Below are 18,455 nucleotides of genomic sequence, written 5' to 3' on the forward strand. Positions count from 1 at the left end.
ATGAGTATAAAGGGGAGCACTTTGCAATGCAAAAATGGATTATGTTCACATTAGTATCAATTGCTACAGTTATGGCTGTAAGTTTACTTGCTTTCGGCTTACCAGATAAGCCAAAAGATGAAACAGCAGATCTACCAGAAGGCGTAGAACTAATGAAGATTATTGCTGCAGATGATTTTACGTTTAACCAAGAAGAATTTACAGCTAAAGTTGGCGAAACTGTTAGAATGAAGTTCTCTAACAAGAGCGGTCTACACGGTATTGATATTAATGATCTAGTTGACGTTGATGGTGTGGCAATATCTTTGAACAAAGAAAACCCAGAAACAGATGTGACATTTGACGAACCAGGTGAATATCTAATTGAATGTAATATTCCTTGCGGACAAGGTCACTTAACAATGACTGCAAAGCTGATTATTACTGCAGCTTAATAAGGTAGAAGTAGAAGAGGCTGTCGAGTTGATCTCGACAGTCTTTTCTGTCGAAATGGTATATTCGTTGCCGAATCAACTCTAGCATAATCTGCGTGATCACAAGCATTATAACAATACCCAGCAACGTGTACGGTATGAGTACACGAGCGGTCAATATTAAGCACGAAGCTTCCAAAAAAGTTCGTTAACTGAGTTTTCACTTCCAATAGAGGTTCAAAAAGTGGGCTTTCAGAATCGAGAAGATGGAGCGCTACTTGTGGAAGGAGGAAACGCAAATGTACGTTATTGGTACATGCGCGCACCGGACTTCCCAAGTTCGCTTCATATTCGATGTCGAATATACTACCTGCGTTACTTCGTTATCAAAGTCTACTTTTTGAACTTCCTCTAAAGTAGATAGTTGTCGGCTAGAAGCAACATAGGGTATCATTAGACTAGTACTAGCGTCATATAGACGTAATTATCGTGAATTTTAGGAGGCAATCTCATTGATTACACACATTGTATTTTTTAAGTTAAAGGATAATAGCCCTGAGAAAGTGGAAGTTACTGCTGAAGTGCTTCGCAATATGGAAGGTAAAATTGAGCAATTGAAATACATTGAAGTTGGAGTAGATATTATCCACTCTGAACGTTCATACGATATTGCACTTATTACGAAATTCGATACTATGGCGGATCTTGATGCATATCAAGTGCATCCCGTTCACCAAAAGGTGATCGAGCATATGAGCACTGTGCGTGAATCTTCTGTAGCAGTTGACTACGAAAGCTAAGAGGTAATTTATGCGCGATGTATATGAAATGGCCACATATCTTGTTATCATTATTGTAAGCTGTATTGTGATGGGAGTTTGGCTAAAGCGTAAAGCGAAAAAGAAAAATAAGTCTAACAACAATTAATGACTTGCTAGAGGCGGTGAATTTGTGTACTTCGTCAATCATGAACAAATAGCTGTTCGGCTCGCGACAATTCCGACGCTAACTGCATCAATGGAACAATTAAATGAGCAATGGGATGGCGCGGCACTACAAGCATTAGCGCAAGAGCGAGCATTACATCTAGCGATAGAAATTGTAACGGATATTGGTAGCTACCTGATAGATGGTTTTCTGATGCGCGATGCAAGTAGTTACGAGGATATTATAGAGATTACTAGTGGCGAGGGTGTCTATCCAGAAAGTATGGTTCCGGATCTATTGGAATTAGTACGTCTTCGCAAGCCGCTTGTACAGGATTATTATAAATGGAAAAGTTCAGAGTTACATCCGTTATTAGGGAAGCTACCGGCTGTATTAATTGGCTTCAAAGCAGCGGTCGAGCAGTATGTTGAGAAAGAGCTAGCTTAATAGATTAGCTCGTATTGCAATGGAAGCGAGGTGGGCAATAATGAAGCCGACGAGTTCAACCCGTGACGCTATACTGTACAAATTACGTAGTCAAGGGCGAATGCAAATTAGCATATTATCCCAACAACTTCAGCTGACAGAAATGGCGATACGAAGACATTTACACGAGTTAGCAAAGCAAGATTATGTGCAAATTATTTCAGTGAAGCAAAGTATGGGGCGGCCAAGTCATGCTTATGAGCTAACGCGTAAATCTGAAGAACTGTTTCCGCGAAATTATCATATGCTTACGGTTGACCTGCTTAGTGAACTAGATAATAATCCTGAAACTGCACCATATATCGATATGATGTTTCAAGGGCGTAAGCGTAAGCTATTAGATCGCTATGAAGCTAGAATGAGGCAGAAGGATTTGGCCGAGAAGGTTGATGAGCTTGTTGCTATTCAGAATGCTGGCGGTTATATGGCTGAAGCGAAGCGGGATCAGCATTACTACTATATCGAAGAATACAATTGCCCGATAAAAGGTGTTGCAGATCGTTATCACCAAGCATGCCAATGCGAGCTAGAGTTGTTTCAGGACTTACTTGGAACAAAGATAGAGCGTACGGAATGTCTAGCTAAAGGTGGAACGAAATGCAATTATCGTATTCAAATGTCCAGTAACGCCGTAGCTGAAGCTTGAAGCTAAGATGAACAGCGCCTACACATTGCGCTAGAAATAGATAAAGAGTAGCAGCCAAAAGTCATGGAATGATGACGAGTTGGGCGCTGCTCTTTTTTTACTTTTTCTCTCCGGAATCCGTGCTCCTGCACGAAACAAAGCAAAAAGTTACCTTATTCCCTCCCAAACCCATGCTTTCGCCCGAAACAAAGCAAAAATTTACCTTATTCCCTCCCAAACCCATGCTTTCGCCCGAAACAAAGCAAAAATTTACCTTATTCCCTCCCAAACCCATGCTTTCGCCCGAAACAAAGCAAAAAGTTACCTTATTCCCTCCCAAACCCATGCTTTCGCCCGAAACAAAGCAAAAAGTTACTTTATTCACTCTCAAACCTATGCTCCCGCCCGAAACAAAGCAAAAAGTCACCTTGTTCTTCATCCCTGCACCTTCGCCTTAGCAGAGAGAACTAATCACACCCTCCGCACTAGCAATTAGTTCTCGGAGCAGCCTCCACATATTGGGTTAAAAACATGTACATGAAGTAGCTACTAATACTGATTTGAAAAATAAAATAAATTGTTGTGTCAACACAAGCCCATTCTGCTTATAATGTGTTACGCGAATAGGCATATGTCTAGTTAATAGAAAAATGGTTGCAAAAGTGTAATCGATGACTATGTCCAAATTTATCGGTATGAGGAGGAGCTATGTTAACGATTGAATATAGTATTTGGATCGCTACAGGAGCCTTTGTCATTCTCGTTATTGCTTTAATTGTGACATTACGATCATTAGTTGTTCGTATGAACGTATTAACAGCAACTGCGACTGATATGAAGCAAGACATTAGTAGACTTTCACTTGAGTGCAGTATTCTCATTCAATCAACGGATGAGACTGTTAAGGCAATCTCGAGCAGCGTGCAAGCCGCACAAGGAATTGTTCAGGCAACAAAACAGATTAGCCAAACGATTGAACATACTGCTGCAATGGTAGATGAGGTAACAGGTAAGCTTTCACATCGAGCATTGAAGTATGTGCAGCAAGAGAAGGCTGAGCGTCAAGTAGAGGATGCTATACAATGGGCTGAGCTAGCGGTGTCTGCGTGGCAATTATGGCAGGGTAGTTCAAAAAAAGGACTTTGATAACGATGTGATGCGTTGTAGCGTAGTCGACATCGCATCTGAAATGAACTTGGAAAGTATAGCATCAGCTTCCGATGTATGTTTCTTGCAGAAACATTGTAGGTTCGCATGTACCAATTACGTACACTTGCGCTTCCGCCTTTCTCAAGTAGCATTTCACCTGCTCGGCTTGCGAAAGCCCAATTTTTGAACTTTCATTGGAAGTTTCGAGCATTTGATCGCTTGTGTACTCGTACACGTTGCTGGGTTTTGTTTCACAGCTTGTGGCAAGTAAAAAAAAGATGGGGAGTGTTAACGATGAAATTAACGAAACGTGGAACAGCATTTTTGGCAGGAATCATTACGGGTGGGGTAGTAGGTAGCGTAACGGCGTTATTATTCGCACCGAAAAGTGGCAAAGAATTGCGTTCAGATATTAAAGTAGGAGCGGAAAAAGTTGCGGAAGTAACGGTGAAGGCAGTTGATCATGTAACAGAAACGGTCTATGAAACGAGCAGACAACTTGAGGATCGCACGGTGAAGTTCGTGTCAGAAGCGAAGCATGGTGTGCAAAATATTATGAGCGGCAGGAAGCAAATTTGTCATACGACCGAACAGGAAGAGCCACAGCAAGAAATTCCTCATAATTAATTCTTGCATATTAAAAGGCAATAATTAATACTACTTAAGGGCAGAGTCAAGAACGGAGAAAGCGGTGGAATTGTGCAACGACCAATAGCAGTGTTAGATTCTGGTGTAGGTGGTTTAACGGTAGTGAAGGAATTGATGAAGCAATTGCCGCAAGAAGAAATTGTCTATTTCGGCGATACACTTCGTGCACCTTACGGGCCAAGATCCAGCGATGAAGTTATGCAGTTTACGAAGGAAGTTGTACAATATTTACTTCAGTATGATCCGAAGCTTGTCGTCATTGCATGTAATACAGCAACTGCAGTAGCGCTTGATCATATTCGTGCGAGTCTTTCAATTCCGATTATTGGCGTGATCGAGCCTGGTGCTAGAGCCGCACTTCGTGGCACAAAGACAGGTTATATTGGGGTAATCGGTACAGAAGGTACGATTAAGAGCAAGGCTTACGATCAAGCACTGCTTCAGCTTGCGGAAGATATCCAGATTGTAAGTGAGGCATGTCCAGCTTTCGTTCCACTTGTAGAGAAGGGTGAGTATGAATCAGCCAAGGCATACAAGATCGTATATGACTCCATTATGCATATGCGTTCATATCCAATTGATTGCTTAATATTAGGCTGTACACACTATCCATTTCTAGCGGATACGATTGCCGAGGTCATGGGAGAAGCAGTTACACTTATTCATTCTGCTGAAGAAACAGCGATAGAAGTCATTGCCATATTGAATAAGCAAGGTCAACACGAGCAAGTTGAAGCTAATAATGAACATAATACAAGCGTGACGACAAATTCATTTGTAGATAAGACTGTAGATGATGAGTTTTCCAATATAACACTGGAAAAAAGCGAGATTTGCTTTGTATGCAGTGGAGATCTGATTAAGTTTCAAGCTATAGCAAGGCAGTGGCTAGCCGAAGAACTTCGATCTTATGAGCCACAATGGATAAATAGCGTGAATAATATTCATTTATAATAATATATAAAAGCAGGGGGTAGTTTTGGGCAAGATGCCCAGAATTATCCCCTCTATAATTTCGCAACGGAAGTTCATAATGATTAACTAGCTAAAAGTCCAGTACGCAATCGCATAAATAGTAGGATATACTAAATAACATAAAAGATGGAGAACATAACATGAAATTAACTCAGTAAGTTTATGCTTACGTAGTTACTTTTCATATGCAAGAAGTATTCCATTATCCCAATGAAAAGTTTTAGGAGCGATTATATGAGAAAATTATTGTCACTTGGACATTGGAAGCATACGTTCCAATTAATATATAAAATTATTACTTCTCCGACGGTAGCGTTATGGGAGAAAGGTTTGTTTGTTATACCTGTCCTTATTTATTGGATTGCACCTGATTTTATGCCGTTTCTACCCGTTGATGATATCGCATTTACAATGATTATTGCAGAATGGTTTGCGAGTAGAATGGCTAAGAAGTATAATATAACAAGATAGATCCATGTTTATTACATACAACTAAAGGAGCGGACAAGCAATGAAATGCAAAATTTCTCGTAACGCAGCAAAAATGTTGAAGGTTGAATTAGACAAGCCAGAAAGTGCAGGTAAGCTATTACGCGTATTTGTTACTCATGCCCATGGCGATCATGCCCATTATGGTTTAGGCGTTGATGAGCCTACAGATAAAGATGTCGTTGTATCGACGGATAGTGGAATTGATGTTATTCTAGAAAAAGATAATGAGTTTTTGGATGGTATTCGTGTAGATTATTTCTATGCGCCAGAGGAAGGCTTTGAGATTTCAAATCCTTCAAAAGGTAATCACGGGGACCATTAATCGGAATATTAAGTATAATGGGAAATGGGAAGAGGAACGATGGCGACGAATGACATCAGAGTCTGTGATGAATGCAGACATATGAAAATGAAGACGACAGTTGCAAAAATAGAGAAGCTTGCACCGAACGCTGAAATTAGAGTAGGCTGCAAATCATATTGTGGACCATGCAAAAGAACTCCATTTGTATTCATTAACGGTCGATACATTAAGGGTGCAACTGAAGATGAAGCGATCGAAAAAGCGTTGGTTTATCTGAAAAAATAATAGCGTAGCATAAAGTCCTTCACTTAAATGGTTGTCCATAAGCTGAAGGACTTTTTATCTGCCGATAGAGAGCGAGCGTAAAGATGAATAGAGGCTGGTACATTAGTGGGTTTGTTAGTATTCTATGTGCAATCATTATATTTCAGCTAATGTGGCTGCCTGCTTCTTTCTTTTTTGCGAGTGGAAAGGAATGGATACAATATATTGATCAATTATATTATGTGGTTAATCTCATTCCGCTATGCTGGATCATTGGCGCGATATGGCGGAGTATGCAGAATGTACAACGTAGTCTAGGCGTAACGATATTACGGATCATTGTAATGATCGGATCAGTGACGATGATCGTCATTCTAACTCAACCATTACAGTATTTGCTATTGCTTATTGTTGTAGCGATGATCACGGTCGGCTGTATTATTGGGGAGTTACTATGGTGTGCGATCATTGCTATGCGAAGTAATAAATACAGTAGAAGTCATACTATGATGCGCGCTGATCAACCGAAACCAACATATCGTTCAATCATTCAACTGATTGTGTTATACGGCATTATTCTGCTCGTACTGCTCTGTCCAACTGGTTATAATGTGACGTACCCAGGGATGACGATGAATATGAATACATATGCTACAATTGGAGAGCCGTCTTCAGAGAACAATGGAATTATTGAAGGTGTGCTTGTATTCGAACGACCTGCGTTTCCGGTTGATTGGCTCTACGCAGCAATGTTTCCTGCTTACAAGATGGAAAAACAAGCAGAAAACGAGCCAAGTATATCTGAAACATACAGTCAAGTCGCAGCGATGAAGACGAATGCGAATCAGCTTGCAGCTGCAGTAGCATGGGAACGCGCTGGTCTAGGTGAGGCGATTATTTATGATGGAGTTCAAGTGATGGCTATCGTAGCGAATTCGCCAGCAGATGGAGTCATTCAAGCAGGTGATATTGTTACTCGAATTAATGGAGAGCTATTACACGATGCTGCAGCACTCATTACGTATATGAGTTCACATGTAGTCGCGGGCGATGAGGTTCAATTAGAGTTGCTACGAGATGGTCAGCCTGCGAATTATACTGTTTCTACTATTGCATCAACGGATGGGGATAATAGAGCAGTGCTTGGCGTAGCTGTACAAAATGCGTATCGTACAGAGCTGGAGGAAGAGCTTACCTTTCAGTCATACCTTGCTCATGCTGGCGGACCATCGCATGGCGCGATGCTAACGTTAGCTTTTCTCGACCAACTAACAGAAGGTGATCTAACCGGTGGGCTGAAAATAGCGGGCACAGGTACGATAGAACCGGATGGAACAGTTGGTATGGTAGGTGGGATTGCACAGAAGGCTTATGCAGTGAGTCGCACGACAGCTGATGTGTTTTTCGTGCCGACAGATGGGATGGATGAAGCGTTTTTGTCGGCGCCAACGCTCAATATTGTGGCTGTAACTTCATTTGAAGATATATTGCTGTGGATAGAAGAGCACCAACCTAATACAACATTGTAATGAAACAATTGGGATAAATCGGAATTTATAGCGTAATGTAAGTAGTGTAACTACATAAGAATTCAATAGAAAAAGGGATGCGACGAGACGATAGCCAGGCTGATCATCTCGTCGCATCCCTTATTTATTTGGTTTTCTATTTATTACGAGGTGGCAACGGACCAAAGAACTGTACTAAGTTACATTGAATTCGACCATTGTAAAGCTTACGTTTTTTGTCTGCTATTTTGCCCATATAATGTTCAACTTCAAGAGAAGGACTGAATATGAAATGTGACCAAGTTGGATAATAAAGTGATGCTTTACCAAGTTGACGCAGCGCTAATTCCGCTTCAGTCTCATCACCAAGTCGCTCACCGTATGGAGGGTTAGAGATTATAACACCATAGTCTCCTTCAGGCTTAATTTTAGCTACAGGTAAGACATGTAGCTTAATTTCTTTGCCGAAGCCAGCACGACGAACTGCTTGCGTCGCAATATCAATCGCATGCGGATCAATATCAGATCCTGTAATTTGCAGCTTAACATCGTCCTTAACAGAATCTAATGCCTCTTCACGAGCTTTCTCCCAAATTTCGCCTGGGATGTTGTCCCATGCTTCACTATCAAAGCTACGGCGCGTCCCAGGTGCGATATTCCAAGCTTGCATAGCAGCTTCAATAAGAATAGTGCCTGATCCACAGAATGGGTCATATAGTGGACGGTCAGGCGTCCAACGAGATAGTGAAATAATAGCAGCAGCCATCGTTTCACGTAGTGGTGCGGCTGTTGCCGCAATACGATAACCACGTTTATGCAATCCAGAACCTGAGGTATCGATCGTCAGTAATGCTTCATCATTCAGTAATGTTACTTCGAGAACATACAGTGGACCGTCCTCTGGAAACCATTCGGTATTATGCTTTTCTTTCAATTTCTCTACGATTGCTTTTTTTACGACACCTTGTACAGCCGGTACGCTTGTTAGCTGTGATTTGTGAGAGCGACCATTGACAGGGAACTCCGCATTAGCAGGTAACCATTCATCCCAATTAAGTGCTTTTACCCCTTCAAATAAGTCATCGAAAGTCGTCGCTTGAAATCTTCCCATATTAACGAGTACACGACCAGCGGATCGTAACCATAGATTTGTACGAGCAATATCAAGGAAATCACCTGTAAAATTAACTCGACCATTCTCCGTTTGTGTATCTGTATATCCAAGCTCTTTCAGTTCACGAGCTACAATTGCTTCTAGTCCCATTGGAGCAGTAGCGATTAAATTCAGTTTAGCCATCTGTTAACACTCATTTCTTTTTTCTATTAGCTTATAATCTTATAAAGATATTGTATCTTAAATTAGCTTAATTACAAAGTGATATGCTAATAATAGCGCTTCTTGTCACAATGCCTTTAAAATCATACAATAAAGTGTAGGCAAAAATATAGCTTTTTGCATAAATATTTAAAAATGAAGGGAAATATTATTGTGAACATAGAAGAACAGTATATAGATGGTTTATTCGAGCGTGATGAAGTACTAGAAACGATTCGTGAAGGAACAGTAGCGCAAGGCATGCCCGACATTGCCGTAGCTGATGGATATGGGAAATTACTAACGATGCTCGTAGCGATGAATCGAGTGACGAACGCATTAGAAATCGGAGCTTTAGGTGGCTATAGTGGTGTCTGTCTTGCTCGTGGATTGCAAACAGGAGGTCAGCTTACTTGTCTTGAGTTACTACCTCAGTATGCAGAAGTTGCACAAAAGCATGTGACAGAAGCGGGCTTTGGTCATTGTATTAGCTATAAAGTTGGCGATGCAAAGGCTAGCTTGGAGGAGTTATATCAATCAGGACAGAAATATCAACTGTTCTTTATTGATGCTGATAAGGAAGGGTATCCGATCTATTTGGAGTATGCGATCAAGATGGCAGATCCAGGTGCATTAATTATAGCCGATAATATATTACTACGTGGTCGTACAGTGAATGAAGCGAAGCAAGGTCCAGCAGTTCAAGCAGTTCGAGCATTTAATAAGCAACTCGTGAGCGATCCTCGATTAGAGAGCACACTTCTGCCGGGGTATGATGGGTTAGCGATTGCGAGAGTGAAGTAAATATCGAACAAAGCTGGTTATAATGTGAAGTGTGTAATTACACCACTGCTATATAGTTCATATTTAGAAAAGGTAATCCTAGAAATGGTGAAAAAAACTATTCGAGGATCACCTTTTTATTGAGTAAGCTTGTATTTTGGATAATAGAATGACTGCCACGGTTAGGTATTCATAACATAGAACATAGGAGGATGACATGTCCTGGAGCAAATTGAAGCAACAACTGGAGAGTTTTCTCAGTCCTACGTTACATGGAAGGGTCGAATATCGTTCAACTAGCTACCGTTATTTACTTGATAAAGCGGGAATTTGTTATATTGCAGTAGATAAAAAGAATATACTCAATATGAGTGATAAAACGTCATTAATTAAATGGTATCAGACGGATCTGGAAATTAAAAATGATCCAGCTATCCAAGTTCCGATTACCAATGAAGAAATTGAAGCTGTTAGAAAAGATACAAAGGGGCTAGTTCCGGAGGATCGTCTAAAAGTAATTGCGAGAAGTAGAAAAATATCAGAAGTTGCCAAGGAGCTTCTGTCAGCACAGTCAACATTAAGTAAATCGAATTTTGTTGTTGTAGCTAATAAATTTTTATCCATGTCCATAGAGGAAGGTATAGAGAGCCCTGATATCTTATTGAACATTCTAGCTTTGGTGGATAGACGAGTTGGAAAAAAACGAATTTTGAACATGTCCGAGAAGATGAAGTTAAAGCATCCGATTGTGCAGTATTTTTATGAATTACGGCTTAGTACGTTTTGAATATCAATAACTGACCTTATGTCTATGGTGAAAACAATGATTTGGGAACGACATTCACATAAGAATAGAAGTTTATACAGTTCTTTTCACATTCACACACAACAAAGGAGCTAAGTAGCGAGTATGCTACTTAGCTCCTTTCAATTTCCACTCGGTTTCGGTTGCTGTTTATGTAAAAGTGCAAACCATACCCATACACCATTAAGAGTCATAAGAATTGCCGAAGCGACAAACAATCCATGAATACCAATCCATCCTGAGAAGAATCCCCCTGCAATAGGAGCGATAACATTTCCTAGACTAATCATACTGCTATTGAAGCTATACGTTCGCGTTGTCATTCCAGCAGGTGAGTATTTTGCTAGCAAAGAATTAACGGTTGGTACTAGACCTCCAAGGAAAAATCCGAGGAAAAACCTAGCGATAAGCAATTGCCATACCGTATTTGCAAGTGCTTGCGGAATGAAGCTAACTGCTGAACCGATAAGACAACACGCTAATATTTTTTCAGAGCCGATACGATCACCTAATTTGCCTAATATAGGTGAGGCGAGCATATTAGATAAGCCTGTAGCCGAGGCAACTAATCCTGCAAGAAAAGCAATATTAGCAGCATGAGGACTTAATTGCTGTATATAAAGCGGAATTAATGTCATCGGGCTCATATTTGCAAATTGAATGAGCAATGTAACAGCAAACAATGCAGTAATTTGTGGAATAGATATAATTTTTTTGAAACCTTCCATAACGCTCATCTGAACTTCAGTCGCAGCTTGCTTACGATCAAATTTTTCTTTGACAATGAACAGCGAAAGTAGTGAAGCGATAAATATGGAAATTCCCGTTACATAGAAAATTGGGCGATAGCCGATAGAGTCTGCAAGAATTCCACCAATAAGTGGACCAAGAATTGTACCTGCAATTCCTCCAGATTGCAGCGTTCCCATAGCGAATCCTAACTTATTCTTTGGTGTAGTAGCAGAGACTAGTGCTATAGATGCTGGATTAAACCCTGAGATTACGCCGTTAAGTAAGCGGAGTAGCAACAAATGCCATGGGTTTGTTGCGAACCCCATAAGAACCATCACGATTGCCATACCGAATCCAGAGCGAAGAAGCATTAACTTACGCCCGTAACGATCGGACAGCTTTCCCCATAGTGGCTGAAATAAAAACGCAGTAATGAAATTACCTGCAAAAATAACACCAGCCCATATTCCTATTTCATGAGGATCAGTGACACCGAGCTCACTTTGCAAATACAGCGTAAGAAAAGGCATGATCATGGTCATTCCAGCCATAACTAAAAATTGACCAAACCATAAAACGACAAGATTCTTTTTCCATTGTGTCATGTATATAGTATAGCATGTTTGAAAATTATTATTTATGTACGGTAGAAAAAGAGAAGTGTCATGGGATTGTCATACGTAGTCAGGATGAAGAGTTGTTAGATAATAACAAAAGGGGCATAATAAAAGATAGAGATTAATACATAGAGAAGAGGTTTTAGCAATGGCTTATAATGACCTGTTCATACGTGCTTGTATGAAAGAAGAAGTTGAACGTATACCTGCATGGTATATGCGTCAAGCTGGTAGATATGATCCCGAATATCGTAAAATCAAAGAAAAATATACACTTCTCGAAATTTGTAAGCAACCAGAATTGGCTGCAGAAGTAACATTGCTGCCAGTTAAAAAGCTTGGTGTTGATGCAGCAATTTTATATTCAGACATCATGAATCCGGTAGCCTCACTCGGGATTGACTTTGATATTGTAGCCAATGTCGGACCGGTCATTCATAATCCGATACGATCAGCTGCAGATGTGGAAAAGCTAAAGCCAATTGATGTTGATAAAGACTTATCCCATGTGATTGAAACGATAAAAATATTAGATCGTGAGTTAGATGTACCGTTAATTACGTTTGCAGGTGCTCCGTTTACGATCGCTAGTTATCTCATAGAAGGTCGTCCTTCTAAAAATTACTTAAAAACAAAACAATTAATGTATAGTGAGCCACAAGTATGGCATCAATTGATGGACAAGCTTGGTGACATGGTCATTACGTATTTACGCGCTCATATCGCAGCAGGCGGTAAAGCGTTCCAAATATTTGATAGCTGGGTAGGCGCGCTTTCTCCTGCAGATTTTAGAGTATATGTGTTACCGACGATTGAACGGATTTTTGCTGAGCTTGATGATATTGTACAGCCGAAAATTTATTTCCCTGGTGTAGCTTCGGGTGAATTGCTACCTGAGCTATCCAATGTGAAGACAAACGTTATTGGCCTAGACTGGCGTGTTTCGATTGCCGAGGGACGTAGAAGATTGGATCACCAATTTGCGGTACAGGGTAACTTAGACCCTACGATTTTACAAGCTCCGCAGCATATTATTGAGCAATATGCGGCAGAAATTATCGATCAAGGAATTAAAGAACCAGGCTTTGTATTCAATTTGGGGCATGGATTATTCCCAGAAGCATCACTTGAAAAGCTGAAGGAGCTTACTGACTTTGTTCATAGTTATTCAGAGCAGGCTATTGCAAGGTTGGTCAAATAGTATCCCAAGCAGCAACAAAAAGTTTAGTTAATGCTTCCGAAGTAACTTTTTGTCTCAAAGAAGTTATATCTGGTAGCAACAAAAAGTTTGTAGAAGGAGCAAGTGAATGGTACAGCAAAAAATAGGTGTGTTAGTAATGTCGTACGGTACTCCCCAATCTCTAGATGATGTAGAAGCATATTATACGCATATTCGTCGTGGACATGCTCCTACAGCAGAACAACTGAAAGAGCTAACTGATCGCTATGAAGCTATTGTGGGCGGCGTATTTCCATTACGTGAAAATACGAATGCGCAAGTCGCAGGGTTGCAAAAAAGACTGAATGAGCTTGCAGCAGACCGCTACGTTTGCTATCAAGGCTTAAAGCATGCAGCACCATTGATCGAAGACGGTGTAGAGGAAATGGCCCAAGACGGCATTCAACAAGCGATTGGTATTGTACTTGCACCGCATTATTCTGTGATGAGTGTTGGCGGCTATGTAAAGCGTGCGAAAGAAAAGGCAGCTGAACTAGGTATTAAGATGAAATTCGTCCAGTCGTACCATTTACATCCTAAACTTATCGAAGCGCTAACGGCCAGAGTGAGTGATGTATTTGAACAGCTGGCGCCATTGCAAGGGGATAAGCCGGTTAAAGTGTTATTCAGTGCACATAGCTTGCCTGAGAAGATTAGAGAATTAGGCGATCCTTATGAGCAGCAATTGCTACAAACATCAGAAGCGATTGCTGAAAATACGGAAATTGAGGATTGGCAATTTACTTGGCAAAGTGCAGGTCGCACCCACGAGCCGTGGTTAGGTCCGGATATATTAGATACGATGGAGCAATTGGCTCAAGAAGGCTATAAAGCGATTTTGTCAGCACCAATTGGTTTTGTATCGGATCATCTTGAAGTGTTATACGACCTTGATATTGAAGCAAAAGCAAAAGCGGAGCAGCTTGGCGTAGCATTTAAGCGGATCGCTATGTTGAACACCGATCCATTATATATGGAAACATTAGCAGAGTCTGTTATTACAATAAGTGCGCAACTAGGGAAGGACTGACAAAATGCGGAGTGCAGAAACGATTGATACAGTTGTCGTGATAGGCGGAGGGATCAGCGGGCTGAGCTCCGCTTTTTACTTGCAAAAATTAGCAAGAGAAAGTGGTCAGGAGATTCGGATTGTACTTGTTGAAGGTGAAGATCATCTCGGCGGTAAAATTAATACGCTGCAAAAAGATGGATTCGTTATTGAAAAGGGTCCAGATTCTTTTCTTGCTCGTAAATTAGCTATTATTGACCTCGCGCATGATCTGGGCATAGAGGACGAACTAGTAGCAACAAATCCGAATGCTTCAAAAACATATATTATGAATAAGCTACATTTACACCCTATGCCACCAGGCTTAGTACTAGGAATACCGACAGACATCATTCGGTTTTTGCAAAGTGATCTCATTAGTCCTGAGGGGAAGCTTGCAGCGTTGGCTGATCTATTAAAAGAAGCGACACCAGCAGAGCGAGATGAATCACTTGGTGGTTTCCTCGCTAGACGGATTGGTACCGAGCTTGTTGCCAAAATTGCTGAGCCACTACTTGCAGGAATCTACGCAGGGGATCTATACAAGTTAAGTCTCAATGCAACATTCCCGCAATTTGCCCAGTCGGAACAGCAATTCGGTAGTGTCATTGTTGGTTCCCGTCATAATAAGCGTGTAGCAGATGCACAGAATAACGGTAAAAAGCCAGTGACATTTATGACGTTCCGTAAAGGTCTCGTCACAATGGTAGATGCGTTAGAGAAGGCATTGACTAATATTACGATACAACTCAATAGTAAAGTGGAGCGGTTAGAAAAGTCGGCAGACGGCTATATCGTTCATCTACAAGGTGGAGAACAATTACAGGCCAAAGGTGTTATTATGACCACGCCTGCCTTTGTATCTAGTGAGTTATTGAACTCTTATATTAATACTGAAGCGCTTGCTAATATTCGTTATGTATCTGTCGCTAATGTAGTGATGGCGTTTGACAGAGCTAGCTTTGGTGTGGACTTCGATGGATCGGGATTTTTAGTTCCTCGTTCTGAAGGTTTGCACATTACGGCATGTACTTGGACGTCGAATAAATGGTTACACTCCTCACCTGGAGATAAAGTATTATTACGATGCTATGTTGGACACTCTGAGGATCAACAGTCAGTTAAACTCGATGATGAATCATTAATTGCTGCTGTTCGTGAGGATATTAGAAAATCAGTTGATGTAACAGCAGAGCCGATATTTACTGAGATTACTAGACTTAATCACTCGATGCCACAATATCCGATTGGTCATGTCGATGCGATTAGAAATATGCGGATCGAGCTGAGTGACCAGCTACCAGGAGTATGGGTAACAGGTGCAGCATTTGATGGTGTAGGATTGCCAGATTGTATTCGCCAAGGTAAAGCAGGCGCACAAATTATGCTAGACTATTTAGAAGAGATTGCAATACGAAAGTAATAAGATAGAATCACGAAGAGAGCTAGTTTATTCGTCATGTAGTAGAATGATGAATCAGCTAGTTTTTTTGCGTCAAAAATAATTTATTCTACTTCGATAGATGGACTGAGAATTAAGCAAATTAGAAAATATTAACTCAGACTGCCAAATAAACGATATAATGAGGGAAGTTCTGGAATATATGAATCTATTACATAGGTAAAGGAGTTCTCTTATGTCTTTATCGAGAATGGAAACGAAGCAGCACGAGCAACAACGCCGAACAGGAAATAAAAGAAAAAGGCGTCGATTATGGCTTCTGAATACGACGATACTAGCCATTATAATTATTGTCGTTGCCGTATTTTATCGTGGAGATCAGCTTTGGTCTACTGCAAAAGAGCAAGTTAGTAAATTGTCGATGTTCAAAGAAGCGACAAAGAATAGTGCTGCCGACAATGCTGTAACGATTAACGAGGAAGTCAAGCCGAATGATTCGCTAGCAGATGGTAATGAAGCTAATGATGAGGGTACGATTGTAATTGAGGATGGTCCAGTCATCGACAACACGCCAATCGAAGCTACACCAATGATTGATCAAGATGAGCTGACACCGATAGAAATAGCTTCTAGCACGGTCAATCTAGCCTTTGTCGGAGACATTTTACAAGGGGAATATATTAATGGTTGGCTACAGCAAGAAGGATATAGCTATCCTTTTCAGAAAGCATTATTACATCTAAGCTCAGCTGATATTACTTCGGGAAATCTAGAAATGCCGATTACAACACGAGGCATAGCCCAAGATAAGACATATGTATTTAAAGGAGCACCAGAAGGACTTCAGGGTCTTGTTGATGCGGGGATAGATGTCGTTTCATTAGCTAACAACCATACGTTAGATCAAGGCGTTGAAGGTATGCTTGATACGATTACTCATTTGGATGAGTACGGAATTAAGCATACAGGTGCAGGTAACAATGATACGGAAGCTTATACACCTGTTATTCAAGAGATTAATGGGATTAAAGTAGCTTATCTTAGTATTAGTCATGTTGTGCCTGTTCCAGAGTGGAAAGCGAATAAGTATACTGCAGGTGTTGCTGAAGCATACGACTTAACTCGGGCAATACAGGCTATTGAAGAAACTGAGAAATTAGCCGATGTGACGATACTAATGATCCATTGGGGAATAGAGCGGAAAAGTAAGCCTACTGAAGCACATTTGCAAATGGCGCGACAACTGATAGATGCTGGAGTCGACATTATTGTCGGAAGCCATCCGCATGTATTGCAAGGCTTTGAACAATATAATGGAAAATGGATCGCATACTCATTGGGTAATTTTGTATTTGCTTCACATCCAAAGGGAAAACAAGCGGAAACAGGAGTATTAAATGCGACATGCAATATTAATGCGGAATGTGAGATGACGTTTTATCCGATGAAAATTGTCAATGCACAGCCTACACCAGTAGAGGATGAAGAAGCTGAAGAAATACTCCAATTTTTACAGGATGTATCTTTCGGTGGTGTTACTATTGATAAACGTGGCAAACTTTCAGTAAAGTGAGGATAAATTCGTGGTATCAATCGTTTCAGAATGGTGGATAAGAATCGTTCTAGGTTTATTAGGCAGTGGACTAGTGGGCTATACTGCATATCGAAAGCAATCATTATCTTTATCAGGTATGTTGTCGGCAATTGTGATGGGAACGGGTTTTGTATTATTTGGAGAGCCAATCTGGTTCTCGTTATTAATCGTATTTTTCTTAAGCTCAACAGTATGGTCTAAGTGGAAGCGTTCTGTAGCTAAGAAGCGGGAAGCCGAGGCTAGCTATGAGAAAAGTGGTAGACGTGACGCAGGGCAAGTATGGGCCAATGGTGGAATAGGCCTAATGCTCTGTATTGGAAATGCGATTATACCACATGAAGGCTGGTTATATGCTTATATTGGCGTCATGGCTAGTGTAACGGCAGATACATGGGCAACGGAAATTGGTGCACTAAGTAAAAGTGAGCCAATTTCCGTTATTACTTGGAAGCGAGTACGAGCAGGTACAAGTGGTGGTATAAGTTGGCTAGGGAGCTTAGCGTCATTAGCAGGGGCTACATTGATCGGAATAGTTAGTAGTCTCTACATACAGCTTGATTACCGTTATATCGTAGCGGGAGCGATTGCAGGCTTTGCAGGAGCAATGGTTGACTCGATCATCGGCGCTAGGCTGCAAGTAATGTATCGCTGTGAAATATGTAACAAAGTAGTTGAACGTACAACTCATTGTAGTACTGAGACGCGATATTCACGAGGGCTAGCATGGATGAACAACGATCGGGTTAATGGCATATCAAGTATAATAGGTGGATTAGTTGCTATATTGCTTATGGTTATGATGATTCAATAATAATTAAGAATAAGCATCAACAGTGGGAAAATACAACATCTCAGCTTGATTATTTCTAAATCAAATCCTTGGTGGAGAAGAGGGATAATTAATGGTATTTTTTCTTATTGCGGTACCTATTATAGCTATGATCTGGTTCGGGTTGAGTTTTGTTATATTGCAGAAAATTATAAGACGTGACGAACTGACGAAAGCAGATATTCCTATGAATATTTGTATAGCTTCTATACTATTTGGGATATTGGTGTTTGCTTTATTTATGGCGATATTATCGAATGTGTAAATGAATCAAAACAAAAGGCTTCCGCCTTATGTTCTCGCGAGTTGCGAAACATAAG

22 protein-coding genes are annotated in these 18,455 nt (G+C 40.7%); 20 read left to right on the forward strand and 2 right to left on the reverse strand.

Annotated elements, in window-relative coordinates; all coding sequences use genetic code 11:
• The first annotated feature begins 26 nt into the window (after positions 1-26).
• The 12 genes from AC1TPB_RS00615 to AC1TPB_RS00670 all read left to right on the forward strand — a co-directional run bounded on the left by AC1TPB_RS00615 (position 27) and on the right by AC1TPB_RS00670 (position 7,812).
• Positions 27-434, forward strand: coding sequence for a cupredoxin domain-containing protein (locus AC1TPB_RS00615; RefSeq protein ID WP_482074724.1), 408 nt, complete (start codon positions 27-29; stop codon positions 432-434).
• 491 nt (positions 435-925) lie between these two features.
• Positions 926-1,213, forward strand: coding sequence for a Dabb family protein (locus tag AC1TPB_RS00620; protein ID WP_482063217.1), 288 nt, complete (start codon positions 926-928; stop codon positions 1,211-1,213).
• 151 nt (positions 1,214-1,364) lie between these two features.
• Positions 1,365-1,787 (forward strand): DUF86 domain-containing protein, encoded by a 423-nt coding sequence (locus tag AC1TPB_RS00625; protein WP_482074725.1) that lies wholly within the window; start codon positions 1,365-1,367, stop codon positions 1,785-1,787.
• Positions 1,788-1,827: 40 nt separating this feature from the next.
• Positions 1,828-2,472, forward strand: coding sequence for a helix-turn-helix transcriptional regulator (locus AC1TPB_RS00630; RefSeq protein WP_482074726.1), 645 nt, complete (start codon positions 1,828-1,830; stop codon positions 2,470-2,472).
• A gap of 68 nt (positions 2,473-2,540) precedes the next feature.
• Positions 2,541-2,909, forward strand: a complete 369-nt coding sequence (locus AC1TPB_RS00635; RefSeq protein WP_482074727.1) for a hypothetical protein — start codon at positions 2,541-2,543, stop codon at positions 2,907-2,909.
• 250 nt (positions 2,910-3,159) lie between these two features.
• A complete protein-coding gene (locus tag AC1TPB_RS00640) occupies positions 3,160-3,597 on the forward strand; it encodes a DUF948 domain-containing protein (RefSeq protein ID WP_482074728.1) in 438 nt (145 codons plus the stop codon).
• Positions 3,598-3,894: 297 nt separating this feature from the next.
• Entirely contained in the window at positions 3,895-4,227 is a 333-nt protein-coding gene (locus AC1TPB_RS00645) for a YtxH domain-containing protein (RefSeq protein ID WP_482074729.1), read from the forward strand.
• Positions 4,228-4,299: 72 nt separating this feature from the next.
• Complete coding sequence (gene racE, locus AC1TPB_RS00650) at positions 4,300-5,202, forward strand: glutamate racemase (RefSeq protein WP_482074730.1); 903 nt, start codon at positions 4,300-4,302, stop codon at positions 5,200-5,202.
• A gap of 255 nt (positions 5,203-5,457) precedes the next feature.
• Positions 5,458-5,694 (forward strand): hypothetical protein, encoded by a 237-nt coding sequence (locus AC1TPB_RS00655; protein ID WP_482063223.1) that lies wholly within the window; start codon positions 5,458-5,460, stop codon positions 5,692-5,694.
• A 40-nt stretch (positions 5,695-5,734) separates the two neighbouring features.
• Positions 5,735-6,037 (forward strand): iron-sulfur cluster assembly accessory protein, encoded by a 303-nt coding sequence (locus AC1TPB_RS00660; protein ID WP_482074731.1) that lies wholly within the window; start codon positions 5,735-5,737, stop codon positions 6,035-6,037.
• A gap of 39 nt (positions 6,038-6,076) precedes the next feature.
• Positions 6,077-6,304: a YuzB family protein gene (locus AC1TPB_RS00665; protein ID WP_482063225.1), complete on the forward strand. Its 228-nt coding sequence runs from the start codon at positions 6,077-6,079 to the stop codon at positions 6,302-6,304.
• An 83-nt stretch (positions 6,305-6,387) separates the two neighbouring features.
• Positions 6,388-7,812 (forward strand): PDZ domain-containing protein, encoded by a 1,425-nt coding sequence (locus tag AC1TPB_RS00670; protein ID WP_482074732.1) that lies wholly within the window; start codon positions 6,388-6,390, stop codon positions 7,810-7,812.
• A gap of 136 nt (positions 7,813-7,948) precedes the next feature.
• Here the strand turns inward: AC1TPB_RS00670 and AC1TPB_RS00675 are convergent, their stop codons facing one another.
• Positions 7,949-9,088 (reverse strand): THUMP domain-containing class I SAM-dependent RNA methyltransferase, encoded by a 1,140-nt coding sequence (locus AC1TPB_RS00675; protein ID WP_482074733.1) that lies wholly within the window; start codon positions 9,086-9,088, stop codon positions 7,949-7,951.
• 174 nt (positions 9,089-9,262) lie between these two features.
• On the opposite strand from AC1TPB_RS00675, the gene AC1TPB_RS00680 reads away from it, so the two are divergent.
• Complete coding sequence (locus AC1TPB_RS00680) at positions 9,263-9,910, forward strand: O-methyltransferase (RefSeq protein WP_482063644.1); 648 nt, start codon at positions 9,263-9,265, stop codon at positions 9,908-9,910.
• A gap of 196 nt (positions 9,911-10,106) precedes the next feature.
• Positions 10,107-10,676 (forward strand): SF0329 family protein, encoded by a 570-nt coding sequence (locus tag AC1TPB_RS00685; RefSeq protein ID WP_482074734.1) that lies wholly within the window; start codon positions 10,107-10,109, stop codon positions 10,674-10,676.
• A 140-nt stretch (positions 10,677-10,816) separates the two neighbouring features.
• Here the strand turns inward: AC1TPB_RS00685 and AC1TPB_RS00690 are convergent, their stop codons facing one another.
• The gene (locus tag AC1TPB_RS00690; RefSeq protein WP_482074735.1) at positions 10,817-12,031 is read right to left on the reverse strand and encodes an MFS transporter; all 1,215 of its coding nucleotides are present in this window, start codon (positions 12,029-12,031) and stop codon (positions 10,817-10,819) included.
• A gap of 160 nt (positions 12,032-12,191) precedes the next feature.
• Here AC1TPB_RS00690 and hemE point away from each other — a divergent pair, with 160 nt between their 5' ends.
• From hemE to AC1TPB_RS00720, 6 genes are all read left to right on the forward strand, one after another.
• Entirely contained in the window at positions 12,192-13,244 is a 1,053-nt protein-coding gene (hemE, locus tag AC1TPB_RS00695) for a uroporphyrinogen decarboxylase (RefSeq protein ID WP_482074736.1), read from the forward strand.
• A gap of 106 nt (positions 13,245-13,350) precedes the next feature.
• On the forward strand, positions 13,351-14,292 hold the full coding sequence (gene hemH / locus AC1TPB_RS00700) for a ferrochelatase (protein WP_482063232.1): 942 nt from the start codon (positions 13,351-13,353) through the stop codon (positions 14,290-14,292).
• A gap of 4 nt (positions 14,293-14,296) precedes the next feature.
• Positions 14,297-15,733, forward strand: coding sequence for a protoporphyrinogen oxidase (hemG, locus tag AC1TPB_RS00705; RefSeq protein ID WP_482074737.1), 1,437 nt, complete (start codon positions 14,297-14,299; stop codon positions 15,731-15,733).
• A 214-nt stretch (positions 15,734-15,947) separates the two neighbouring features.
• A complete protein-coding gene (locus AC1TPB_RS00710) occupies positions 15,948-17,285 on the forward strand; it encodes a CapA family protein (RefSeq protein WP_482074738.1) in 1,338 nt (445 codons plus the stop codon).
• Positions 17,286-17,295: 10 nt separating this feature from the next.
• Positions 17,296-18,117: a DUF92 domain-containing protein gene (locus AC1TPB_RS00715; protein ID WP_482074739.1), complete on the forward strand. Its 822-nt coding sequence runs from the start codon at positions 17,296-17,298 to the stop codon at positions 18,115-18,117.
• A 91-nt stretch (positions 18,118-18,208) separates the two neighbouring features.
• Positions 18,209-18,400 (forward strand): hypothetical protein, encoded by a 192-nt coding sequence (locus AC1TPB_RS00720; RefSeq protein WP_482074740.1) that lies wholly within the window; start codon positions 18,209-18,211, stop codon positions 18,398-18,400.
• Positions 18,401-18,455: the final 55 nt, after the last annotated feature.

It is taken from the genome of Paenibacillus sp. Y951, assembly GCF_056786395.1.